Below are 23,485 nucleotides of genomic sequence, written 5' to 3' on the forward strand. Positions count from 1 at the left end.
AGTTCCGGGCCGAGCGGGGAACGCGCCGCCACTCGGCCCCACCATCGCCGCAAGCGAATCTTTTTGCGCCGCCCGCGCCGCCACTCGGTATGGTCTCGGAGATTTTCGACCCCGACCGCTGGGAGCCCGTCCCGGGGTCCGACGAGTTCGACGACATCACCTACCACCGCGCCGTCGACGTGCCGGCGGTCCGCATCGCGTTCGACCGCCCCGAGGTCCGGAACGCCTTCCGACCCGGAACCGTGGACGAACTCTACGCCGCGCTCGACGACGCCAGAAAGCGCGCGAACGTCGGGTGCGTCCTCCTGACCGGTAACGGTCCCTCCGAGAAGGACGGCGGCTGGGCGTTCTGTTCCGGCGGCGACCAGTCGGTCCGCGGCGGCTCGGGCTACGAGTACCGCGACGACGACGAGGCCGACGCCTCCGACGACCCGCTCGTCCGCGAGGCGAAGGCCGGTCGCCTGCACATCCTCGAAGTCCAGCGGCTCATCCGCTTCATGCCCAAACCCGTCGTCGCCGTCGTGCCGGGGTGGGCCGTCGGCGGCGGCCACTCCCTGCACGTCGTCTGCGACATGACGCTCGCGTCCGAGGAGCACGCGAAGTTCCTCCAGACCGACCCCGACGTGGCCTCCTTCGACGGCGGCTTCGGCTCCGCGTACCTCGCCAAGCAGGTCGGCCAGAAGAAGGCCCGCGAGGTGTTCTTCATGGGCAAGACCTACTCCGCCGAGGAGGCCGTCGACATGGGCATGGCGAACGAGGCGATTCCCCACGAGGAGCTAGAGGACGTGGCGCTGGAGTGGGCCGACGAGATGACGAAGAAGTCGCCGACGGCCATGCGCATGCTCAAGTACGCCTTCAACATGACCGACGACGGCATGGTCGGCCAGCAGGTGTTCGCCGGCGAGGCGACCCGGCTCGCCTACATGACCGAAGAGGCCCAAGAGGGCCGCGACGCCTTCCTCGAAAAGCGCGAGCCGCGCTTCCGCGACTACCCGTGGCACTACTGAGGGTCTGACGCCGACTCTCGCCGGACGCCGGACCCGCAACCGCGATGCGGTCCCTCCCGTCGGGCCAAGACACGTCGCCTCGCCAATGTTTAGGCCGGCCGAAAAATAGGAACGCTCTTATACATTTAGGTTAGCCTAAACCCCATGGAAGAGAAATCAACCGGGCGGGAGGGACTCACGCGACGCAACTACATTCGGTACGGCGGCACGGCTCTCGGGGCCGGGATGCTCACCGGCTGTACGTCGGACTCGTCGGGGAGCGACGAGACGACCACGGCGGCCGAGACGACGACCGAGGAAGCGACTGAAACGGAGACCGCGACCCAGACGACCGAGGCGGACTCCTCGTACTCGGTGACGATGGAGCCGATGGGCGAGGTCGCGTTCGACTCGGTCCCCGAGTCGTGGGCCGCCTACGACGGCGGCTACGCGGACATGGCCGTCGCGCTCGGCGTCGGCGACGGGCTGACCGGCGTCGGCGGCGCGGGCCGGTACTACACCTACGTCTACGACGAACTCCCCGGCGTGAGCGTCGACCGCGAGCAAATCGAGGCGTACCCCGAGGTCCGGACGAAAGAGGAGTTCTACGAACTCGACAGCGACGTCCACCTCTACGACCCCAACATGCTCGTCAACTGGTTCGACTGGGACCAAGCCGACGTGGACGAAATCGCGGAGAACGTCGCCCCGTTCGTCGGCAACCTCGTCTTCCGCCGGTCGGACGGCTGGCACGACTACCGCTACTACACGCTCTACGAGGCGTTCGAGAAGGTCGCGCAGGTGTTCCAGCGCGAGGACCGCTACGAGGCGTTCGAGGCGTTCCACGACGAGTTCATCGCGGAGATACAGGCGGAACTGCCGCCCGCGGACGAGCGCCCGAACGTCTTTCTCACCTTCGAAGGGACGACCGAACCCGAGACGTTCTCGCCGTACCGCCTCAACGACAAGGGCACGAGCAAAAAGCAGTGGAACGACCTCGGCGTCATCGACGCGCTCTCGGGGACCGACATCGAGAATCTCAGCACGACCAATCGCGGCGAACTCGACTACGAGAACCTCCTCGAAATCGACCCCGACGTGATTCTGGTCCGCGGCCACGAGCGCAAGACGCCCGAGGAGTTCCGCGACACCGTCCTCGCGTACATGGAGGACCACCCCGTCGGCGGCGAACTGGCGGCCGTCCAGAACGGTCGGGTCTACCGCGGCGGCTACCTGTTCCAGGGGCCGATTCACAACCTGTTCCTGACCGAGCGCGCCGCAAAACAGATGTACCCCGACGTGTTCGGCGACGTGACGGACGACGCCGAACTGTTCGACCGCCAGCGCGTCGCGGACATCGTCAACGGGGAGTTCTGAGATGGCGGACGCCGAGCGCTCGGAGGGGACGACGACGGCGACAGCGACCGACCCCGAAGCGGCGGCGTTCGACTACGACGTGGCCATCGTCGGCGGCGGGCCGACGGGCTGCTCGGCGGGCGTCTTCACCGGCCGGTACGGCCTCGACACCGTCGTCTTCGACCGCGGCCGGTCGTCGCTCCAGCGCTGTGCCTATCTGGAGAACTACCTCGGCTTTCCCGGCGGCGTCGACGTCGAGACGTTCTACGAACTCATCCACGACCACGTCGAGGCGGCCGGCTGCGACCTCGTTCCGGAGCTCGTCGAGGCGGTCGAACCCGCCGGCGGCGACGGGAGCGAGACCGCGGACGCCGCCGGGCCGAGCTTCGAGGTCACGACGCAGGACGGCGAGACCGTCACGGCGAGGCGGGTCGTCGCGGCCGCCCGCTACGGCGGCGACTTCCTCGAACCGCTCGGCGACGACGAGATGTTCGTCACCTACGAGTACGACGGCGAGACGCGGACGAAGTTCGACCGCGACTACGCCGACGTCGAGGGCCGGACAGCCATCGACGGCCTGTACGTCGCCGCGCCGGTGAGCGAGGTCAACGTGCAGGCCATCATGTCGGCCGGACAGGGCGCGCGCGTCGGCCGGTCGGTCATCACCGACCACCGCCTCGAACAGGGGTATCCCGAGGACCTCGCGGCCCACTGGGACTGGATACGGCCCGAGGCGGAACTCGCCGACGAGGAGACCGCCCGCGACGACTGGCGCGAGCGGTTCGACAGCCGGGTCCCCGATGACTGCGACCTCCCCGAGGAGCGACTCCACGAACTCCGCGAGGCCGACGTGGAGCGCCAACGCGAGATGTACGTCTCCGAGGAGACAGTCGAAACCCGGGCCAAGCGCGGTCGCGAGCGACTCGCCGACCACCTCGGCGTCGACGCCGATTCCGGTCCCGCCGCCGATTCCGCTTCCGACTCCGAATAGCGAGTCATCGACGACCCCGGTCGGCGACGGCGATGACCACGTCGTCGCCGACACCGGGGGCGCGACCGGCTCGTCAGGACCGACGCGCACGCCGGGGGGCCGTCGTCTCCCACCCACCGCCCCGGCGTCGCGCGCTTTCGGATAGGAACTTACTCACTGCTTCGGCCCTCGTGTGCAGACAATGAGCACGCAGGACATCTCTCGCAGGCGGGCGTGGGTGATGGCGTCGCGGCCGCAGACGCTCCCGGCGGCCGCCGCGCCGGTCGTCGTCGGCACCGCGGTCGCCGTCCACGCCGACCTGTTCGCCCCGCTCCCCGCGCTCGCGGCGCTCGTGGGCGCGCTTCTCATCCAAGTCGGGACCAACTTCGCCAACGACTACTACGACGCGGTGCAGGGCGCGGACACCGAGGCCCGCGAGGGCTTCACCCGCGTCACCGCCGGCGGGCTCATCCCGCCGGCCGAGGTCAAGCGGGCGATGTATCTGACCTTCGCCGCCGCCATCCTCCTCGGCACCTACCTCGTCTACGTCGGCGGCGTGCCCATCCTCGTCATCGGCCTGCTCTCTGTCGCTTCGGGCATCGCCTACACCGGCGGCCCGTACCCCCTCGGCTACCACGGCCTCGGCGACCTGTTCGTCTTCGTCTTCTTCGGCCTCGTCGCCGTCGTCGGAACGTTCTACGTGCAGGCCGCGAGCGTCCTCGCCGCCCCGCTCACGGTCGGAATCCCGGAGGGAACCGTCACGCTCGTCGCCGTCGTCGCCAGCCTCCCAATCGCGGCCATCTCCACGAACATCCTCGTCGTGAACAACGTCCGCGACAAGGAGGAAGACGCGACCACGGGCAAGCGGACCCTCGCGGTCCGGTTCGGCTACGGTTTCGCCCGCGCCGAGTACGTCGCCATGCTCGCGCTCGCCTACGTCGTCCCCGCCTACCTGTGGACCCGCGCGGGCTTCGACTGGTTCGTCCTTCTCCCCATGTTCTCGATGCCCGTCGCGGCCCGCATCGCGCGGACGGTCGTCACCGAGACGAAAGGCGAGAAGCTCAACCCCGCGCTCGAAGACACGGGCAAACTCCTCGCGCTCTACGCCGTCCTCTTCTCGGTCGGCCTCGTCCTCGCGTGACGATGCGCCTCCGCGAGTTCGCCGTCGACCTCGAAACGCCGCTTTCGACCGCCAAGGGCGACATCGAGCGCCGCGAGGGATTCCTCGTCGCGGTCGATGCCGCGGGCGAGACGGGCGTCGGCGAGGCGACGCCGCTTCCGGGCTGGACCGAGTCGCTCGGCGACTGCCGCGACGCGCTCGCCGACCTCGCCGAAGGCGACGCCGCGGCCGACGCCGACTCCGTATCCGCACTCGAAGACGGGACGCTCGCGGACGCGCCCGCCGCGAGACACGCCGTCTCGCTCGCCGTCGCCGACGCCCGCGCTCGCGCCGCCGACCGACCGCTCGCCGCGTCCCTAGCCACCGACTCGCACACCTCGCTTCCGGTGAACGCGACTCTCGGCGACGACGGTCCCGAGGCGACCGTCGAGGCCGCCGAGGCCGCCGTCGAATTGGGGTACGACTGCCTCAAACTGAAGGTCGGCGCGCGGGACCCGACCGACGATGTGGCGCGCCTGCGGGCCGTCCGCGAGGCGGTCGGTCCCGACGTGTCGCTCCGGGCCGACGCGAACGCCGCGTGGGACCGCTGGACCGCGGACCGCTTTCTCGACTCGGTCGAGGAACTGGGCCTCGACCTCGACTACCTCGAACAGCCGCTTCCCGCCGACGAACTCGACGGCCACGCCGTCCTCCGGCGGCTCCACGACACGCCCATCGCGCTCGACGAGTCGCTGGCGGCGGTCCCGCCGCAGCGGGCGCTCGCCTCGAACGCGGCGGACGTGCTCGTCTGCAAGCCGATGGCGCTCGGCGGCCCGGACCGCGTCCGCGACCTCGCGGCTCGCGCCCGCGACGCCGGCGTCGACGTCGTCGTCACGACCACCATCGACGCCGTCGTCGCCCGACTCGGCGCGCTCCACGTCGCGGCGTCGCTTCCCGGCGAACGAGCCCACGGGCTGGCGACCGCCTCGCTCCTCGACGCCGACCTCGCGGCCGACCCGGCTCCCGTGCGCGAGGGCCGGATGCGCGTCCCCGAGGGTCCGGGCCTCGGTATCGACGTGTCCGCGCTGTTCTCCTGAGCCGGTCGGCGACGATTCAACTCTCCACGGTCCAAACGTTTTTCACGGTTCTGCACGTCGAACCGGGGGATGACCGAGGTCGAACTCGACTCCGACGCGGTACGGCTCGCGCTCGACGACGGCGTGGCGACGGTGACGCTGGACGCCCCGGCGGTTCGGAACGCGCTGACGGTCGAAGTCACCGCCGGCGTGCGCGAGGCGCTGGGCTCGCTCCCCGACGAGGCGCGCTGTGTCGTCCTCCGCGGCAGCGACGAGGCGGGCGCGTTCTGCGCCGGCGGCGACGTGAACGCCATGCTGGAGCTACAGGCCGACGCGATGACGCTCCCCGAGGCGGTCGACCACGTCGTCCGCGACACCGCCGACTGCGTGCGCCGCGTCTACGAGTGCGACCTGCCGACGGTCGCGGCCATCGACGGCCCGGCCGTGGGCGCGGGCGGCGCGCTCGCCATCGCCTGCGACCTCCAACTCCTCCGCGAAGACGCCTCCGTCGGCTTCGGCTTCCGCCGGGTCGGCCTCGCGGTCGACTCCGGGCTGTCGTACCTCCTTCCCAGACTCGTCGGGCGCAACGTCGCCATGGAACTCGTCTACACGGGCGAGAAACTCGGCCCCGAGCGGGCGCTGGAACTCGGCGTCGTGAACCGCGTCGCCGACGAGGACGAGTTCGAGGCGGAACTCGACGCCCTCACGGAGCGCATCGCCGGCGGCCCGACGAAGGCGCTCACCGCCTCCAAGCGCCTGCTGCGCCGCCCCGACGACTCCATCGAGGCGGCCATCGAACACGAGGCGTCGGCGCAGGCGGTCATGTTCGGGACCGACGACCACGCCGAGGGCGTGGAGTCGTTCATGAGCCGGCGGGAACCGGAGTTCGAAGGCAAGTAGCCGACTCGGCGGGGGACCGCCACGGGCCGCCCTCGCCCTCGCCTTCGGCGCATTTCGCTGTCGGTGCATACTTGTCGCCGCCCGGCGACGGCGGGAGTATGGTCACCGTCACCGTCTGGAACGAGTACCGACACGAGAAGGAAAACGACGAGGTCGCCGAAATCTACCCCGACGGCATCCACGCGACGATAGCCGAGGGGCTCCGCGAGGCGGGTTACGACGTGCAGACCGCCACGCTGGACGAGCCCGAACACGGCCTCACCGAGTCGGTCCTCGACGACACCGACGTGCTGGCGTGGTGGGGGCACAAGGCCCACGACGAGGTGGACGACGCAATCGTCGACCGCGTGGTCGACCGCGTCCGCGACGGGATGGGCCTGCTCGTCCTCCACTCGGGCCACTACTCCAAGCCGTTCAAGCGCCTGATGGGGACGACCTGCTCGCTGAAGTGGCGCGAGTCGGGCGAGAAAGAGCGCGTCTGGGTCGTCGAGCCCGGCCACCCCATCGCCGACGGACTTCCCGAGTCGTTCGAGGTCCCCCGCGCCGAGATGTACGGCGAGCGGTTCGACATCCCCGCGCCGGACGAACTCGTCTTCACGTCGTGGTTCGAGGGCGGCGAGGTGTTCCGCTCCGGCTGTTGTTACACCCGCGGCAAGGGCCGCGTCTTCTACTTCCGGCCGGGTCACGAGACCTACCCCATCTACGAGCAGGAGGAGGTTCGGACCGTCCTCGACAACGCCGTCGACTGGGCGGCCCCCGGCGACGGTCCCGACCCGTACTTCGGTAACGCGGAGCCCATCGAAGACCTCGACTGAGCCGTCGGTCGCTGAGCGCGGGCGAAGTAATCGGTTTTTCTCGGCTGCGAGAGCGTCACGCGTCCCTGAAGAGGCGTTATTTCCGAGTGACACCTACTGGCACGCACGACCGCGCCGCCCACGCGGCCGGCGGGTCGTGGTGATATCATGAAGGGAATCGATGGGAAAGTCGCGCTCGTCACGGGCGCGGCGTCGGGTATCGGTCGGGCGACCGCGCTCCGGTTCGCCGAGGAGGGCGCGATGGTCGCGCTCTCGGACGTGCAGGTGGACGCCGGCGAGCAGGTCGTCCGGGAGATAGAAAGCGAGGGCGGCGACGCCGCATTCTTCGAGGCCGATAGCTCGAAGGAAAGCGACGTGGCGAGCCTCGTCGACAGGGCGGTAAGCGAGTTCGGCGGCCTCGACTTCGCGCACAACAACGCGGGCATCGAGGGGACGCCGGGCCCCATCGCCGAGATGTCCATCGAGGACTTCCAGCGGGTCATCGACATCAACCTGACCGGCGTGTTCCTCGGCCTGAAGTACGAGATTCCCCGCCTCGTCGAGAACGGCGGGGGCGCCATCGTCAACACGTCTTCCGTGGCGGGACTGACCGGCGGCGCGAACCTCGCGCACTACTACGCCGCCAAACACGGCGTCATCGGGTTGACCCGCTCGGCGGCGCTCGAAGTGGCGGCCGAGAACGTCCGCGTCAACGCGGTCTGTCCGGGCGTCATCGAGACGCCGATGATAGAGCGATTCACCGCCGGCGACGACGAGGCGAGGGCCGGACTGCTCGAAGACGAGCCAATCGGCCGCCTCGGCAAACCAGAGGAGATTGCCAGCGCCGTCGTCTACCTCTGTTCCGACGACGCGTCGTTCGTCACCGGCCACCCGATGGTCGTCGACGGCGGCTACGTCGTCCCGTAGCCGACCCGCGCAGAGCCCCGTTTTTTCGCCGCCGGAGCTCGCCCGCCCGGACGGGGCCGTCCGGAGCGCCGACTATCATAAGTGGGTGCGGTCCGGAGAACGCCCATGGCACAACCGACGAGCGGACAGCGGCGACTCATGTTCGCCCTGTTCGCGTTCGCGGCGCTCGTCTTCCTCCTCGGCATCGTCGTCATCGGCTACCTCGCCGGCGCGTTCTGAAACTCCCGAGGGCACCCGCGACCGTCCCCGCGGCTCGGGACGGCGAACAGCGGCCGGCTCAGCGGGTCGCGTCTTCCGGGTGGTAGGTCTTCCCGCGAGAGCCGTCGGCGGTCATCCGGCGGAGCGTCGCGGCGGCGTTGCTCGCGTCGTAGCCGAACAGCACGTCCTTCGCGTACTCGTCCGCGACCTCGATGGCGTGGATGAGGTCGTCCACGTCCACGTTCACGGCGTACAGTTCGAGCGAGAAGTCGACGTCGTAGGGCTCCAAAAGCGAGACGAAGCCGCGGGCGATGGTTTCGAGCCAGTAGGTCGTCCCGTAGTTGGTGTCGTAGAGCGGGACGACGAACTCGTCGACGTGCGCCGAGAGCGCCTCGATGTCGAGGCCGGCGCGGCGGTAGAGGTGGCCCGGATAGGGGTCGGGATAGAGCGTGAGATACAGGCGACCGGGGACGCGCTCGGCCGCGTCGGCGACGAAGTCGGTGATGACCTCGGCGCGCCACTCGAACCAGGCGTCCTCGTCGTCGGCGTCGCGGCCGCGGTCGACGGCCCACGCCTCGAACTGCGAGGTACACCGGTCACACCGGCAGTACTCGTCGCGCGGGAAGCCGACGTCGTCGAGGCGAACGTCGCCGTTGGCCGCGGCGGCGTCCTCGACGATTTCGAGCAGGCCGGCGCGGTACTTCTCGTTCGTCGGGCAGATGTACGCCCAGTCGAAGTACGTTCGGTCCCGCGTCGCCGGGTTCCCCTCGCCGTCGACGGGGACCAACTCGGGGCTCTCGTTGGCGGCGGCGTTGTCGCCGAAACACGATATCATGTTGACGGCGTTCGACAGCGGTTCGGCCGCCCGGCCGGTGACGTCCTTGACCTCGTAGAAGCCGCGGTCGAACTCCGGCCAGTCGACTTCCTCTTCGTTGCGCGTGACGACCCCGTACATGGCTCCGCCTTCGCGCGGGCGGCGGGTAAGTCGTTCGCTCTCGGCCGTGCACCTCCTCTTCGGGCGTCGTCACTGACCGGCCGCGAGTGAGGCGAACCCGGCCGAACGCGGCCGAGCACGCGAAAACGTGGTTACTCTTCGATTTCGACTTCGACGGTGTCTCCGCTCCCGGAGAACACGGTGTAGAGGACCGCCACGAGCGCCAGTACCAGAACCAGTTTGGCCTTCTTGGACATGCCGAGAACTTCGACCGCACCGCACTAAGTGATTACGACACCGGGGCAACTGCGGCGAGCGATTTAAAAACTGGATGCACGTTCCGACCTGGCGTTAATTAAATGACAGAACGCGCAGAAAAGTTATCTTATCTGAGAGCATTCCGTCACTCGTTCAGTTTCCTTTGCTCCGCCCGATGCAACTCGATACTCCGCTCCGCGTCCTCTCCGCCGACGGCGACCGCGCGATTACCCGCGCCGTCCAGCGGACGGTCTCGAACGCCGTCGTCGAGTCGGCCGAGACGCTCGCCGCCGCTCGCCGCGCCCTCGACGGCGACGACGCGTACGACTGTCTCGTTCTCGGTTCGGCGTTTCCCGACGGTGACGGCGTCTCCCTGCTCCGCGAGATTCGCGCGGCCGGTGACGACCTCCCGGTCGTCTTCCTCGCGCCCGGTGACGCCGACCACTCAGTGACCGAACTGGTCGACTTGGATATCGACGCGTACCTCGCCCGCGAGGAAGTCCTCGCGCGGGCGACGGCGACGGCCGACGACGCCGGTGGTGTCGACGGTGCCGAAGACCCGCTCGACTCGCGAGTCCAGCGACTCGCCCGCGAGCGCCACAGGACGCGGGACGCCCGCGAGACGGCCGAACCGGTCGAGGAGGCAGTCGACACGGAATGGTTCATCGAAGACGCGCTCGACGCCCTCGACGACGTGTTCTACGTCTACGACCGCGAGGGGAAACTCGTCTCGTGGAACGAGCGACTCTCGGAGCTCACCGGTCTGTCGGACGCCGAACTCACCGGCATGTCGGCCGACGCATTCTTCCACGAGGCCGACCGTTCGGCGGTCGAGCGCGCCGTCGAGGAGGTGATGCGGACGGGGACGACCGTCGTCGAAGCCCGGCTCCCGACCGACGACGAGACGCTGTTGTTCCAACTCACCGGCCGCCGGCTCACGGGGCCTGACGGGGAGGTCGTCGGCTTCTGCGGCGTCGGCCGCGACATCACGACCCGCCGGCAGCACGAAGAGCAGCTCGCACAGCAAAACGAGCGACTCGGGGAGTTCGCCCGGGTCCTCTCGCACGACCTCCGAAACCCGCTTTCCATCTCGATGGGCTTTCTCAACCTCGAACGGGAGGCCAACGACTCCGAACATCTCGAACGGGTCGCGACCTCGCTGACCCGCATCAGCGACATCGTCAACGACGTGCTGGCCGCGGCCCGAAGCGGAAGGGCGGTCATCGATTTCGCGCCCGTCTCGCTCGAAGCGGTCGCTCGCCGGGCGTGGAACACGGTCGAGACGGGCGACGCGACGCTCGTCGTCGAGTCCGGCGCGACGGCTCACGCCGACCCCGGTCGGCTCCAGCGGCTGTTCGAGAACCTGTTTCGGAACTCGGTGGAACACGGTTCCACGGGCGGTCGCACCCCGGCGCTGACCGTCCGCGTCACCGCGTCGCCGGCCGACGAGACGTTCGCGGTCGAAGACGACGGCTTCGGCATCGACGCCGCCGTCGCCGCGCGGGTGTTCGAACGCGGTTTCACCACCTCGCCCGAGGGGACGGGCTTCGGTCTCGACATCGTCCGGTCGCTCGCGGAGGCCCACGGCTGGACCGTCTCCGTCGGGTCGGCGGCGACCGGCGGCGCGCGCTTCGAGTTCGACGGCGTCGAGTTCGCCGACGAGGACCACCGCTGTCAGGCGAGCGCCGCGGGAAAAAGGGCGTCGAACGACTCCTAAACCGGTCAGTTCACGTCGAGGTTGGCCGCGACTTCGTCCTCGCGGACGATGGTCTCGCAGTAGTCGCAGCGCACGCCGTCCGAGAGGACCGTAAAGCGGGACCGGATGGGTTCGTCGGCGTTGGAGATGCAGTTCCTGTTCGGACACGAGATGATGCTCGCGACGGCGTCGGGGCGGACGACGCGGTTCTTCTCGACCACGTCGTAGTCGCGGACGATGTTGATGCTCGCGGCGGGCGCGATGAGCGACAGCACGTCCACCTCGGACTGGCTCAGCTCGCGGCCTTCGACCTTCACGATGTCCTTGCGGCCGAGGCGGTCGGAGGGGACGTTCATCCCGACCGAGACCGCCTCCCCGCTGGTGCCGTCGATGCCGAGGATGGCGAGGACGTTGAGCGCCTGTCCCGCGGCGACGTGGTCGATGACGGTGCCGTTTCGAATCTTCGAGACGCGGAGTTGGTGGTCGTCTGTCATCGGTCTTGGGAGAGGAGGATGTCCAACAGCGCCATCCGGACCGGGATGCCGTTGTGGGCCTGTTCGAAGTACGTCGCGTGGTCGGTGTCGTCGATGTCCGGCGAAATCTCGTCCACGCGGGGGAGCGGGTGCATGACAGTGAGGTCGTCCGCCGCCGCCTCCAGCGTCTCCGAGTCGATTTGGTACTGTCCCGCGACCTTTCGGTACTCGTTTTCGTCGGGGAAGCGCTCGCGCTGGATGCGCGTCACGTAGAGCACGTCGAGTTCGGGGAGCACCTCGTCGAGTTCGGTGTGTTCTCTGACCTGCGCGCCCGAGGCGTGGAGGTCGTAGCGGACGTTCCGGGGGAGCCGCAGGCTCTCGGGGCTGATGAAGTGCTGGCTGGCGTCGAAGTTCGTCAGCGCCTCGGCCAGCGAGTGGACCGTCCGCCCGTACTTCAGGTCGCCCATGATGCCGATGGTGAGGTCGTCGAGGCCGGCGTTCTCCCGGATGGTGTAGAGGTCCAGCAAGGTCTGGCTCGGGTGCTGGCCCGCGCCGTCGCCCGCGTTGACGAGCGGTACGTCGACGAACTCGGCGGCCATCGTGGCCGCGCCCTCGCTGGGGTGGCGGAGCACGAGCGCGTCCGCGTAGCCCTCGACCACGCGGACGGTGTCGGCGAGCGTCTCGCCCTTCTTGACCGACGACGACTCGACCGGTCCCATATCGACGGTCTGGCCGCCGAGGCGTTTCATCGCGGAGTCGAAGCTCATCCGAGTTCGCGTGCTCGGCTCGAAGAAACAGAGCCCGAGAACCTTTCCGGCGTGTCGCTGCCGGAACGCGGCCGGGTCGTCGTCGATGTCGGCCGCGCGGTCGAGCACCGCCTCGATGTCCTCCCGCGAGAGGTGCGACGCGGAGATGAGGTGGTCCTGACGCATCGATGAATGACGCGACCTACACCGACTTGAATCCCCCGGCATCGGACGCTCCGCGTGATATTCACCACCATGCACAGAATCGCCGACACCGCCGACCGCGGCGGAAACAGAAACTCGGTCGAAACGGTCGGAACACGCGGCGACGACCGACGCCGACCCGACTCGACCTTACGGCCAGTTCCCGGCGGAGTCGTAGGAGTCGACGACGCGCCGGATGGCGACGACGTAGGCCGCGGTGCGGAAGTTCGGCAGGTCGTGGGTCTCGTAGGCGTCGACGAGCTCCTCGAAGGCGTCGACGATGACGCGCTCCAGTTCGTCGTTGACGCGGTCTTCGGTCCAGTAGAACCGCTGGCGGTTCTGGACCCACTCGAAGTACGAGACGGTGACGCCGCCGGCGTTGGCGAGGATGTCGGGGAAGACGTGGACCTCGCGCTCGGTGAGCACGTCGTCGGCGTCCGGCGTGAGCGGGCCGTTCGCGGCCTCGACGACCACGTCCGCGTTCACGTCGTGGGCGAGTTCGCCGTCGATGGCGTTCTCCAGCGCGGCGGGGACGAGCAGGTCCACGTCGAGGGTGAGAAGCTCCTCGTTGGAGATGGCCTCCGTTCCCTCGTAGTCCGAGACGGTGCCGGTCTCGTTTTTGAACTGCTTGACCGCGCGAGTGTCGAGGCCGTCGGCGTCGTAGATGCCGCCGGAGGAGTCGGAGACGGCGACGACCGACGCGCCGAGGTCGTCGATGAGCTTCGCGGCGACGGAGCCGGCGTTCCCGTAGCCCTGGACGGCGACGGTCGCGCCCTCGATGTCGCGGCCGAGGTAGTCGAACGCCTCGCGGGCGGTGAGCATCGTCGAGCGACCGGTCGCTTCGACGCGGCCCTCGCTTCCGCCGTTCGAGAGCGCCTTCCCCGTGATGACGCCCGGTGCGGTGGTGTTTTCGAGGGTCTCGTAGGTGTCCTTAATCCAGTTCATCTCGCGCTGGCCGGTGTTCACGTCGGGCGCGGGGATGTCGCGGTCCTCCCCGATGAGGGGGCGAAGCTCCTTGGCGAACGACCGGGTGATGCGTTCGAGTTCGGACTCGGAGTACGCCTTGGGGTCGATGACGATGCCGCCCTTGCCGCCGCCGTAGGGGATGTCCACGACGGCGCACTTGTACACCATCCAGCCGGACAGCGCCTTCACCTCGTCGCGGCTGACGTTCGGGTGGTAGCGAATCCCGCCTTTGTACGGGCCGCGGTCGCCGTTGAACTGCGACCGGTAGGCGCGAAACAGTTCGACGTCGCCGTCGTCCATCTCGACGGCGAGGTTCGTTTCGAGGACTCGCTCGGGGTTCTTCAGCCGCTCGATAACGTCGTCGCGCACGTCGAGGTAGGCGGCCGCGTCGTCGATTTGCTCCTGTAGACTCTCGAAGGGATTCGCCTCTTGTGCCATGTCCTAATACGCTCCGGGCATCCGGTTAAGCGTAGCGGGGATTTTAGCATACCACACTATTGAGACACATACTCATTGATAAAAGGTAACAGCTAACGGAGGTTGGACCGACGGGGGGTCGCGCCGGTCCGAGCGCGCTCAGTACGACTCGCCGGCGCGGTCGAGAATGTTCTCGGCCTGTTTGACGAGCGGGGCGTCTATCATCTCGCCGTCGACGCCGAAGACGCCTCGACCCTCGCTGGCGGCCTCGTCGCGGGCGCGGAGCACCTTCTTGGCCCACGCGACGTCCTCGTCGTCGGGCGAGAACGCCTCGTTGATGACGGGGACCTGCGCGGGATGGATGGCGAGTTTCCCGTCGTAGCCGAGTCGTCGACCGAACGCGGCGTCCTCGCGGAGCCCCGCCTCGTCCCGATAGTCGACGTGAAGGGTGTCGATGGCGTCGACGCCGGCGGCCGCGGCCGCGACGACGACGCGCTCGCGGGCGTAGAGCACCTCGGTTCCCTCGTCGGACCGAGTCGCACCCACGTCGGCGGCGAAGTCCTCCGCGCCGAAGACGACGGCGGTCGTGTCGGGCGCGGCCGCGACCTCGGGGGCGGCGAGGACGCCCGCCGCGCTCTCGACGATGGCGATGACGGGACAGTCCGCGCCGGCCTCGCGGGCCGCGACGGCGACGCTCGTCACGTCGTCGGCGCTCGTCGCCTTCGGGACCACGAGCGCGTCCGGCGGGTGGGCGGCGCAGACGGCGGCGATGTCGTCGCGGCCGGCCTCGCCGGGGTTGACGCGGACCGCGACCTCGGCGTCGGGGTCGAAGTCGGGGTCCGACAGGACCGCGGAAACGGACTCCCGAGCCTCGGCTTTCCTGTCGGGCGAGACGGCGTCTTCGAGGTCGAAGACGAGCACGTCCGCGCCCGCGCCGGGGGCTTTCCGCAGCAGTTCGGGTCGGTCGCCGGGGGAAAACAGGACGCTTCGTCGGGGCATGGTGTGTGTATCGGGGGGAGCGGTGAAATATCGACTCGTCGCCGACCCGGCTCAGGGCCAGAGGCCGCGGTGTTCGTGGGCCTCGGAGACGCGTTCGAGCGCGACCATGTAGGCGGCGTCGCGCCACGTCACGTCGTGTTCCTCGACGCGCTCGCGGACGGCGGTCCACGCGCGGAGCATCTCGGTCTCCAGTTCGTCGTGGACGCGTTCGAGCGACCACGAGCGGTGGTTGAGGTCCTGCAGCCACTCGAAGTACGAGACGGTGACGCCGCCGGCGTTGGCGAGGATGTCGGGGACGACCGGAAGCTCGCGCGCCTCGAAGATTTCGCCCGCGGCGGAGGTGGTCGGGCCGTTCGCGCCCTCGACGATGAGGTTCGCCTGCACGTCGCGGGCGTTCTCGGCGGTCAGGACGTTCCCGACGGCCGCCGGGATGAGCACGTCCACGTCGAGTTCGAGCAGTTCCTCGTTCGAGAGTTTCCGCGGCGCGTCGTACTTCATGACCGCCTCGGGCTCTTCCTCGTGGGTCGGCACGTCGCGGGTGTCGAGGCCGTCGGGGTCGTAGATGGCCCCGTTCACGTCGGAGACGGCGACGACGGTCGCGCCCTCGTCGTCGAGGAGGCGCGCTGCGGGCGCGCCGACGGACCCGAACCCTTGGACCGCGACGGTGGTGTCTTCGATGTCCCAGCCGAGGTAGTCGATGGCCTCGCGGGCGATGATGGCGACGGAGCGGCCGGGCGCGGTGTCGCGGCCCTTGCTCCCGCCGACCACAGGCGGCTTCCCCGTCACGACGCCGGGCGTCGTCTCGCCTTCCTGCATCGAGTAGGCGTCCATGAACCACGCCATCGTCTGGGCGTCGGTGCCCATGTCGGGCGCGGGGATGTCCTTCGTGGGGCCGATGAAGGGGCGAAGCTCTTCTGCGAACCGGCGGGTGAGCCGCTCTTTCTCGTCGGTCGAGAGGTCCTTGGGGTCGACGACGATGCCGCCTTTCCCGCCGCCGAACGGGAGGTCCATCACGGCGCACTTCCAGGTCATCCACATCGAGAGCCCGATGCACTCGGCTTCGGTCACGCCGGGGTGGAACCGGAGGCCGCCCTTGTACGGCCCGCGGACGCTGTCGTGCTGGGCGCGGTAGCCGGTGTAGACCGCGGTCGAGCCGTCGTCGCGTTCGAGGGGCACCGAGACGCGGTGGACCTGATTCGGGTGTCGGAGCCGCTCGATGACGCCGGGGTCGACGTCGAGGTGCGCCGCCGCGCGTTCGAGCTGCCGGCGGGCCGTCTCGAGGGCTGTCTCTTCCGTCGGTTCGTCGTCCGTCGCGGTGGATGGTGCTGCGGATGCCATGATGGTTCGTGCCGGGCGGATGCCGGCTGAGCCGGGAGACAGACGCGCTGTCCCGCGCCCGTCGCGGCCGGCGAATCGGCCGCCATCGGGCGCTTTCGCAATCCTCTATTGTGGATAATTATAATGGTTGTTATCTAGTTTCGCTCGGGGCAATAGTTGTCACACCGGAGGGCCGACCGGCACGGTTTTATCACGGTCTATCACACGGTTCACCATGACCGGGCTGTACTACGAGGAGTTCGAGGTCGGTCAGACCATCGAACACGAGAAGCGACGGACCGTCTCGGAGTCGGACAACCAGCGCTTCTGCGACATGACGATGAACCAGCAGCCGCTCCACCTCGACGCCGAGTTCGCGGGCGACTCGCAGTTCGGCGAGCGACTGGTCAACGGTCTCTACACCATGAGCCTCGCGGTCGGTCTCTCGGTTCCCGACACGACAGACGGGACCATCGTGGCGAACCTCAGCTACGACGACGTGTCCCACCCGAACCCGGTGTTCCACGGCGACACGCTCCGCGCGCAGACGACCGTCCTCGACAAGCGCGAGACCTCCGACGGCGAGCGCGGCGTGGTGACGATGAAAGTCGAGATGTTCAATCAGGACGACGACCTGGTCTGCGAGTTCGAGCGGACGGCGCTGTCGCTGAAACGCGAGTTCGCCGCCGACGCGGACGACGCCTGAGCCGGGCCGGGCCGGGTCGGGCTGGGTCGAGCCACGGCGCGTCGCCCCGCGTCTCCGCGACCCACCCGCACCGTTTTCTCCCCGGGGTCGCTAGCCGGGACATGGATTTCGACGGCCTCTCCGCGCGGGCCGCCTCGGCGGCCGACTGGTCCGCTTCGGTCGCCGCCCGCGCCCCGGAGCCGATGACGGTCGCCCGGGTCGGCCTCGGCGCGATGGTGTTCGCCGCGGGCGTCCACAAGCTTCTGGACCCGCTTTCGTGGTCGGCCTACGTCGTCCCGTGGCTCGCGCCGCTGCTCGTCGTCTCGCCGGTGACGTTCATGCTCGCAAACGGCGTCCTCGAAGTCGGGTTCGGCGCGGCCATCGTCGCCGACCGCTACACCGCCCTCGCGAGCGCCGTCGCGGCCGTCTCGCTGTCGGCGACGTGTCTCTACCTCGCGGTCGTCTTCGTCGCGGAGGGCGGCCTGTTCGGCGACGTGCTCGCCCGCGACATCGGGCTCGCGGGGCTCGCGTGGGCCGTCTTGGTCGAGTCGCTCCGGCGGCCTACCCGAACACCGTGACGAGGATGAGCTGGGTGTTCATCAGCCCGGCGACGCCCCACGGAACGGCCACGCCGATGGGAATCGCGCCGCGGTAGCGGCCGGGGAGGACGTGCCACGCGACGACCGCGACCGCGAGGACGACGAGCTTCAGCGAGATGAGCGCGCCCACCGGGCCGAACGCGGGGATGAGCGCGAGGACGACGGGGTTCAGTTCGGCGAGGCCTCGGCCGAGCCCGTAGAGCGTCGTCAACACGTCGAGGACGAACGCCAGCATCGTCACGGTCCAGAGGACGTGCTCGTCGCTTACCGCGTGTGCGAGTGCCGCTCGGGGCGTCTCGGGAAGGGGAACTTCGTGGCTCATGGCGGGCTATCGGCAGGCGACGGCCCCGAAGCCGGGACGTGACAGGTCGGGTGGGACCGAGTGGGACGGAACGGGAGTCGGCCGACGATGAGGTCCGTAGCATCCCGACCGTCCTCAGTACGAGCCGCTTAGGTCAGTTACCGTGAGATTACCCGCCGGAAAAACGGAGCATTAACCGCCGAGGTCGGCTCAGAGAACCGTTCCGTGCTTCTTGTCGGGAAGCGACTTGTCCACGTCGGCGTAGAACTCGAAGCGGGCGACGAGCTCGTCGCGGAGGCTCGACGGCGGGACGATTTCGTCGATGACGACCTCGCTCGCCATCCGGTGGGCGTCGATGTCCTCGCGGTACTCCTCGCGGAGTTCGTCTTCCATCCGCGCCCGCTCTTCGGGGTCGTCGATGTCGGCGAGCTTGTTCGCGTAGACCGCGTTGATGGCGGCTTCCGGACCCATGATGCCGATTTCGCCCGAGGGGAGTGCGATGACGCTCTCCGGGTCGTAGGCGGGGCCGCCCATGGCGTAGATGCCCGCGCCGTAGGCCTTCCGCACGATGACGGTCTGTTTGGGCACCGTCGCCGACGACGTGGCGTAGATGAACTTCTTGCCCTTCTCCAGGATGGCGTCCTTTTCGACCTGCGAGCCGGCCATGAAGCCGGGCGTGTCGCAGAGGTAGAGAAGCGGAATCTCGTAGGCGTCGCAGGTCCAGATGAACTCCGCGGCCTTCTCGGCGGCGTCGGGGAAGATGGCCCCCGACCGCTCGGTCGGCTGGTTGGCGACGATGCCGACCGGCCGGCCGTCGATGCGGGCGAACGCGGTGACGATTTCCTTGCCGTAGTCGGGCTTCAGTTCGAACACGGACTCCGCGTCGACGGCGCGCTCGATGAGGTCGTGGGCGTCGTAGGGGCGGTTCGGCGACTCGGGGATGAGTTCGTCGATGCCGTCGGGCGAGTACCGCGGCGGTTTCGGCTCCGAACGAGGCGGCTTCTCGCCGGCCTTGTCGGGGAGGTAGGTGACGAGCTGCGAGACGAGTTCGCGGGCGTGCGCCTCGTCGCGGGCGACGAGGTCGGCGCTGCCGGACTCCTCGGCGTGCATCCGCGCGCCGCCGAGGTCCTGCATGGATATCTCCTCGCCGGTGACCATCTTCACCATGCGCGGCGAGGCGATGGCCATCGCGGACATCCCCTCGACCATGATGGTGAAGTCGGCGAAGACGGGCGTGTAGGCCGCGCCGGCGATACACGGCCCGTAGAGGACGCATATCTGCGGGACGTACCCCGAGAGCATCGAGTGGTTGTAGTAGTACTTCCCGATGCCCTCGCGGTTGGCGAAGAAGCCGGTCTGCTGGTCGATGCGGCCGCCCGAGGAGTCCATCAGGTAGAGCACCGGCTTGCCGGTCTTGAGCGCCCGCTGTTGCATGCGGAGGAACTTCTCGACGCCGCGGCGGGCCATCGACCCGGCCTTGACGGTGAAGTCGTTGGCCATGAAGTGGAGGTCGCGACCCTCGAACTCGGCGGCACCCGTGAGGAGACCGTCGCCGGGCAGCCGGGTGTTCGGGTCCGCCTCGTCGACCTCGGGGGAGTTCTCGTGCCACGAGTCGAAGTTGGCGAACTTGCCGTCTTCGAACTTCAGTCCCTCCGGGAACCAGCGGTCGAGGCGGTCGCGGACGAACAGTTTGCCGGACTCCGGCAATCGCTGTTTGTACTTCTCGGGGCCGCCGCCGAGGATGTCGGCGATTTCCTCGCGGAGTTTCTCCTCGCGCTCGGTTGGTCCCATGTCGTCGTCGAGCGGGAAGGTGTCCGCGGGCGGTTCGGCGTCCGCGACGGCCTCCTCGCCGTCGCCGACGAAGACGCTCACGTCCGTCCCGAGGTGTCGCGCCAGCGCGCTGGCGATGGCCTCGGCCTCGTCGCCGGTCGCGCCGTCGCCGATTCTGACCTTCATACTCGGTGATGCACCACCGTATTCAAAATGGTTTTCCATGTATGATTTGCCGGTCGGGCGAACGGAGGCCGACGACTATCTGGCCGGAGACCGGTCGCTGTCGACGACGGAGTCCGCGGAAAACGAGTGTGCCCGGTCGTTTCGGTTCGCTCGGGACGGTCGGTGGGGTCGGCGGACTAGTCCCGCCAATAGACGGGTCGGCCGCGCGTCAGTCCAGCGCCGCTTCGAGCTTCGCCACGAGGTCGGTGTTGCCGACGTACATCGGGGTCCGCGCGTGGAGGTCGTCCTTGTCCACGTCGAGGAGCGACTTCGCGCCGTCGGAGGTCGCGCCGCCGGCCGTCTCGATGACGTAGCCGATGGGGTAGCCCTCGAACTGGACGCGGAGTTTGCCCTCGGGGGCGGACTCCAGCGTGGGGTACGCGAAGATGCCGCCGTAGGTGAGAATCTGGTTCACGTCGCCGATCATCGACCCGCCGTAGCGGAGCTTGCGCGAGGCGTCCTGTTCGACCTCGCGGGCGAACGTCTCGAAGTCGTCGGTCCAGTCGGGGACGCGGCCGCCGAAGCCGTAGACCGACCCCTCGTCGGGGAGGGTGACGTCCTCGCGGACGAGTTCGTAGCTCGCGTCGTCGTGGATGACGTACTCGTCGACGGTGCCGTTGCGGGCGACGACCATCGTCATGACGGGGCCGTAGAGGACGTAACCCGCGGCGACGAGGTCGCGGCCGTGGGCCGGCAGCGGGGCCTCGTACACCGCGAAGATGGTCCCCATCGTGTTGTTCGGCTTCAGGTTCGACGAGCCGTCGAGGGGGTCGACCGCGACCGACAGCCGACCGGTTCCCACGTCGACGGACTCGGGGCGCTCTTCGCTGGCGTACTCGCCGACGCCCTCGAGCGCGCCGATGCGCTCGCAGAGGAGGTCGTCGGCGAACACGTCGGCGGCCATCTGCGTCTCGCCGCTCGGGTTCTCGTCCTCGGCGGTGACGCGGCGGCCGGGAAGACCGGTTCGAATCTCGGGCGCGGTGGTCGCGATGACGTCGACCACGCCGTCGATGGTCCGCACGTCGCGGGCGGTGTCGGCGGTGTTGATGTCCGTCGTCGCCATCAGGCCCACCCCTCGGAGCGTCGGCGAGTCGGGCGTGAATCGTCGGCGAGGCGGGAGCGTTCCCCGAGCGTCGTCGGGGCGGGAGATACCGTCTGCGGGGAGTCGACGGCCGTGTCGGAGCCGGGCATCATCTGATTCAAAGTGGTGTAACTACCTATATAAAATCTGCGTCTAATGTGGTTTAGGAGATATTGCCGAATTCGTCCGTTATGGGGTTCGTAACGAAATATTACGGGAAATGATTCTCCGAATGAAAATTACTACTCAGATAGTAAAAATTCGGGACGTGCGGGGCGGGACGCTCACTCCATCGCGTCGCGCGCCTGCGCCTTCCACGCGCTGACGACGGTCGGGTCGATTCGGAGGGCGTCGGCGACGTGTTCCGGGTCCGCGGTGGCGAGTCGCCTGACGGAGCGGACGCCCGCCTCGGCGAGCAGTTCCGCGTCGTCCTCGCCGACGCCCGCGAGCGTCGTCAGCGACTTCGGCTTCGACCGCTCGCGCCACGCCGCCTCGGCCGCGAGCGCGTCTCCCGAGCCGTCGGCTGACGCGTCCGCCGCCTCTGCCCCGCTCGGTGTCCAGTCGCCCGACGTCGTCGGCTCCGAGCGCGCTTCCGCGCCGTCGTCCGATCCCGACGGCGTCCAGTCTCCGTCCCGCGCTGGCCCGTTCGACCCCGCCGCCTCCGTTCCGCTCGGGGTCCAATCGCCGGCGTCGCGCTCGTCGTCACCGGTACCTGCCTCGTCGGTGGCGTCCCAGTCACCCGAACTCGCGGCGACCCACGCGCGCTCGTCGTCGCCCAGCCCGCGAACCTGCGAGGAGCGTCGGTCGAGGTCGTCGCCGGAGTTGAACGACCACGAAAGCGAGTGCCAGCGCCGAATCTTCGCCGCGACGCCGGGGTTCGTCCCGGCGGCGACGAGGTCGCGGTAGCACACCTCGCCGTCGACGATAGCGTCCACGTCGATGTTCGACTCGGCGAGGGATTCGGCCGTCGCCGGGCCGACGTACTTCAGGTCCTGTAGCTCGGTCGGCACGGCGTCGCTCGCGCGTCGACCCCGCGGTCTGAGCAGGTGCGTCAGCGCCTCGTCGGGGTTCGACGGCCCCTCGTCCGCCTCGCTCGCCTCGTCCGCCTCGGTTGCCCGGTTCGTGCCCTCGCCGTCGCTCCGGCGCGCGTCCGAGACGGCTTCCCCTCCGTCCCCGCCCGCGTCGTCTTCGTCGTATCTGCCGGCGTCGTTCACCCCAGTCACCGTTGCATATCCCCATTCTTGCGCCCGACTTGAGTCTTCCCGTGAAAGTCACGAGTCTGTCACTATTCCGAACGCATCGGCAAGTTTTACCTCCCCACCTCGCGCAGAACCGGACATGTACGATACCGAAGATATCGACACGGTGGGCGTCGTCGGCGCGGGAACGATGGGCAACGGCATCGCGCAGGTGGCCGCGATGGCCGGCTACGACGTGGTCATGCGCGACCTCGAAGCGGAGTACGTCGAACGCGGCCTGTCGGCCATCGACGACAGCCTCTCGCGGTTCGTCTCGAAGGAGAAACTGACCGCGGCGGAGGCCGACGCGACCAAGGGGCGCATCTCGGGGACGACCGAGCTCGCGGACCTCGCCGACTGCGACCTCGTGGTCGAGGCGGCCGTCGAGAACATGGACGTGAAACGCGAGGTCTTCGCCGACCTCGACGACATCGTCCCCGAGGGCGTCGTGCTGGCGACCAACACCAGCACGCTCTCTATCACGACCATCGCGGCCGCGACCGAGCGCCCCGAACTCGTCGTCGGCCTCCACTTCATGAACCCCGTCCCGATTATGAAGGGCGTCGAGGTCGTCCGCGGCGAGAAGACCGACGACGAGGTCGTCGCCTTCGCCCACGACTTCTCCGAGGACCTCGGCAAGGAGACGTGGGAGTCCGACGACAAGCCCGGCTTCGTCACCAACCGCATCCTCATGCCGTGGCTCAACGAGGGCATCCGCGCCTACGACGAGGGCGTCGCCTCCAAGGAGGACATCGACCGCGGCATGACCCTCGGCACGAACGTCCCGATGGGCCCGCTCACCCTCGCGGACCACATCGGCCTCGACATCTGTCTGGACGCCTCCGAGACGCTGTTCGAGGAACTCGGCGACCGCTACAAGCCGGCGTACCTGCTCAAGCGAAAGGTCGCGGCGGGCGACCTCGGCAAGAAGACGGGCAAGGGCTTCTACGAGTACGACTAACGGCGCTCTCCGGTCGCCGCCGTCTTCGACGCCGAATCCGAACCGCGGCGATAGCGCATCACACCGGCACCGACCGCTCCCGCGACCAGAAACAGCCCGCCCAGCCCAGCCAGCGCCAGCGCCAACCCTTCGACGGTCTGTGACCCGGCGGCGGCGACGAAGGCGATGAGCGCGCCGAAGAGGAACACGGCGGCGACGAATCCGCCGACGAAGAGGACGAACGACGGCGAGAGGAAGTCGTCTGCGGGCATACGCTCACCTTGACCGCGAGGAGACGAAACTGTTGCCCCGCGAAGGAGAAGGCTATCA

23 protein-coding genes are annotated in these 23,485 nt (G+C 68.7%); 12 read left to right on the forward strand and 11 right to left on the reverse strand.

Annotation, left to right across the window (positions count from 1 at the left end; all coding sequences use genetic code 11):
• The first annotated feature begins 89 nt into the window (after nt 1-89).
• From C454_RS15055 to C454_RS15090, 8 genes are all read left to right on the forward strand, one after another.
• On the forward strand, nt 90-1,007 hold the full coding sequence (locus tag C454_RS15055) for a 1,4-dihydroxy-2-naphthoyl-CoA synthase (protein WP_004043470.1): 918 nt from the start codon (nt 90-92) through the stop codon (nt 1,005-1,007).
• A gap of 144 nt (nt 1,008-1,151) precedes the next feature.
• A complete protein-coding gene (locus C454_RS15060) occupies nt 1,152-2,363 on the forward strand; it encodes an ABC transporter substrate-binding protein (protein ID WP_004977039.1) in 1,212 nt (403 codons plus the stop codon).
• A gap of 1 nt (nt 2,364) precedes the next feature.
• The gene (locus C454_RS15065) at nt 2,365-3,333 is read left to right on the forward strand and encodes an NAD(P)/FAD-dependent oxidoreductase (RefSeq protein ID WP_004977040.1); all 969 of its coding nucleotides are present in this window, start codon (nt 2,365-2,367) and stop codon (nt 3,331-3,333) included.
• Between the two features lie 181 nt (nt 3,334-3,514).
• Entirely contained in the window at nt 3,515-4,453 is a 939-nt protein-coding gene (locus C454_RS15070) for a 1,4-dihydroxy-2-naphthoate polyprenyltransferase (RefSeq protein ID WP_049905205.1), read from the forward strand.
• Between the two features lie 2 nt (nt 4,454-4,455).
• The gene (gene menC / locus C454_RS15075; protein ID WP_004977042.1) at nt 4,456-5,508 is read left to right on the forward strand and encodes an o-succinylbenzoate synthase; all 1,053 of its coding nucleotides are present in this window, start codon (nt 4,456-4,458) and stop codon (nt 5,506-5,508) included.
• Nucleotides 5,509-5,577: 69 nt separating this feature from the next.
• Nucleotides 5,578-6,387 (forward strand): enoyl-CoA hydratase/isomerase family protein, encoded by an 810-nt coding sequence (locus C454_RS15080; protein ID WP_004977043.1) that lies wholly within the window; start codon nt 5,578-5,580, stop codon nt 6,385-6,387.
• Nucleotides 6,388-6,485: 98 nt separating this feature from the next.
• Nucleotides 6,486-7,202, forward strand: a complete 717-nt coding sequence (locus C454_RS15085) for a ThuA domain-containing protein (protein WP_004977044.1) — start codon at nt 6,486-6,488, stop codon at nt 7,200-7,202.
• A gap of 147 nt (nt 7,203-7,349) precedes the next feature.
• Entirely contained in the window at nt 7,350-8,108 is a 759-nt protein-coding gene (locus C454_RS15090) for a glucose 1-dehydrogenase (protein WP_004977045.1), read from the forward strand.
• Between the two features lie 277 nt (nt 8,109-8,385).
• On the opposite strand, the gene C454_RS15095 is transcribed toward C454_RS15090, so the two are convergent.
• Nucleotides 8,386-9,261, reverse strand: coding sequence for a hypothetical protein (locus C454_RS15095; protein ID WP_004977047.1), 876 nt, complete (start codon nt 9,259-9,261; stop codon nt 8,386-8,388).
• A 412-nt stretch (nt 9,262-9,673) separates the two neighbouring features.
• Between C454_RS15095 and C454_RS15100 the strand changes: the two genes are divergently transcribed.
• On the forward strand, nt 9,674-11,215 hold the full coding sequence (locus tag C454_RS15100; protein ID WP_004977048.1) for an ATP-binding response regulator: 1,542 nt from the start codon (nt 9,674-9,676) through the stop codon (nt 11,213-11,215).
• A 5-nt stretch (nt 11,216-11,220) separates the two neighbouring features.
• On the opposite strand, the gene pyrI is transcribed toward C454_RS15100, so the two are convergent.
• From pyrI to gdhB, 5 genes are all read right to left on the reverse strand, one after another.
• Entirely contained in the window at nt 11,221-11,688 is a 468-nt protein-coding gene (gene pyrI, locus C454_RS15105; RefSeq protein WP_004977049.1) for an aspartate carbamoyltransferase regulatory subunit, read from the reverse strand.
• Nucleotides 11,685-12,599, reverse strand: a complete 915-nt coding sequence (gene pyrB / locus C454_RS15110) for an aspartate carbamoyltransferase (RefSeq protein ID WP_004977050.1) — start codon at nt 12,597-12,599, stop codon at nt 11,685-11,687. Before pyrB ends, pyrI begins: the two co-directional genes overlap by 4 nt.
• A gap of 168 nt (nt 12,600-12,767) precedes the next feature.
• The gene (locus C454_RS15115) at nt 12,768-14,021 is read right to left on the reverse strand and encodes a Glu/Leu/Phe/Val family dehydrogenase (protein ID WP_004977051.1); all 1,254 of its coding nucleotides are present in this window, start codon (nt 14,019-14,021) and stop codon (nt 12,768-12,770) included.
• Between the two features lie 138 nt (nt 14,022-14,159).
• Nucleotides 14,160-14,999, reverse strand: a complete 840-nt coding sequence (locus tag C454_RS15120; RefSeq protein ID WP_004977052.1) for an HpcH/HpaI aldolase/citrate lyase family protein — start codon at nt 14,997-14,999, stop codon at nt 14,160-14,162.
• A gap of 51 nt (nt 15,000-15,050) precedes the next feature.
• Nucleotides 15,051-16,337 carry a glutamate dehydrogenase GdhB gene (gene gdhB / locus C454_RS15125; protein WP_004977053.1) on the reverse strand — a complete coding sequence of 429 codons (1,287 nt, stop codon included), beginning with the start codon at nt 16,335-16,337 and terminating at the stop codon, nt 15,051-15,053.
• Nucleotides 16,338-16,464: 127 nt separating this feature from the next.
• Here gdhB and C454_RS15130 point away from each other — a divergent pair, with 127 nt between their 5' ends.
• Complete coding sequence (locus tag C454_RS15130) at nt 16,465-17,022, forward strand: MaoC family dehydratase (RefSeq protein ID WP_338072491.1); 558 nt, start codon at nt 16,465-16,467, stop codon at nt 17,020-17,022.
• Between the two features lie 101 nt (nt 17,023-17,123).
• Complete coding sequence (locus C454_RS15135; RefSeq protein WP_004977055.1) at nt 17,124-17,579, forward strand: DoxX family membrane protein; 456 nt, start codon at nt 17,124-17,126, stop codon at nt 17,577-17,579.
• Here the strand turns inward: C454_RS15135 and C454_RS15140 are convergent.
• The 4 genes from C454_RS15140 to C454_RS15155 all read right to left on the reverse strand — a co-directional run bounded on the left by C454_RS15140 (nt 17,563) and on the right by C454_RS15155 (nt 22,191).
• Nucleotides 17,563-17,922: a DUF5658 family protein gene (locus tag C454_RS15140; protein WP_004977058.1), complete on the reverse strand. Its 360-nt coding sequence runs from the start codon at nt 17,920-17,922 to the stop codon at nt 17,563-17,565. The two genes, C454_RS15135 and C454_RS15140, sit on opposite strands and share 17 nt — an antisense overlap.
• Nucleotides 17,923-18,111: 189 nt before the next feature.
• A complete protein-coding gene (locus tag C454_RS15145) occupies nt 18,112-19,857 on the reverse strand; it encodes an acyl-CoA carboxylase subunit beta (RefSeq protein ID WP_004977059.1) in 1,746 nt (581 codons plus the stop codon).
• A gap of 208 nt (nt 19,858-20,065) precedes the next feature.
• Nucleotides 20,066-20,959, reverse strand: a complete 894-nt coding sequence (locus tag C454_RS15150; protein WP_004977061.1) for a class 1 fructose-bisphosphatase — start codon at nt 20,957-20,959, stop codon at nt 20,066-20,068.
• Nucleotides 20,960-21,261: 302 nt separating this feature from the next.
• Nucleotides 21,262-22,191 carry a helix-hairpin-helix domain-containing protein gene (locus C454_RS15155; RefSeq protein ID WP_004977064.1) on the reverse strand — a complete coding sequence of 310 codons (930 nt, stop codon included), beginning with the start codon at nt 22,189-22,191 and terminating at the stop codon, nt 21,262-21,264.
• Nucleotides 22,192-22,315: 124 nt separating this feature from the next.
• On the opposite strand from C454_RS15155, the gene C454_RS15160 reads away from it, so the two are divergent.
• Nucleotides 22,316-23,176, forward strand: a complete 861-nt coding sequence (locus C454_RS15160) for a 3-hydroxyacyl-CoA dehydrogenase family protein (protein ID WP_004977065.1) — start codon at nt 22,316-22,318, stop codon at nt 23,174-23,176.
• Here C454_RS15160 and C454_RS15165 read toward each other — a convergent pair.
• Nucleotides 23,173-23,427 (reverse strand): hypothetical protein, encoded by a 255-nt coding sequence (locus C454_RS15165; protein ID WP_004977066.1) that lies wholly within the window; start codon nt 23,425-23,427, stop codon nt 23,173-23,175. The two genes, C454_RS15160 and C454_RS15165, sit on opposite strands and share 4 nt — an antisense overlap.
• Nucleotides 23,428-23,485: the final 58 nt, after the last annotated feature.

The organism is Haloferax gibbonsii ATCC 33959 (genome assembly GCF_000336775.1).
Classification (GTDB): Archaea; Halobacteriota; Halobacteria; order Halobacteriales; family Haloferacaceae; genus Haloferax; species Haloferax gibbonsii.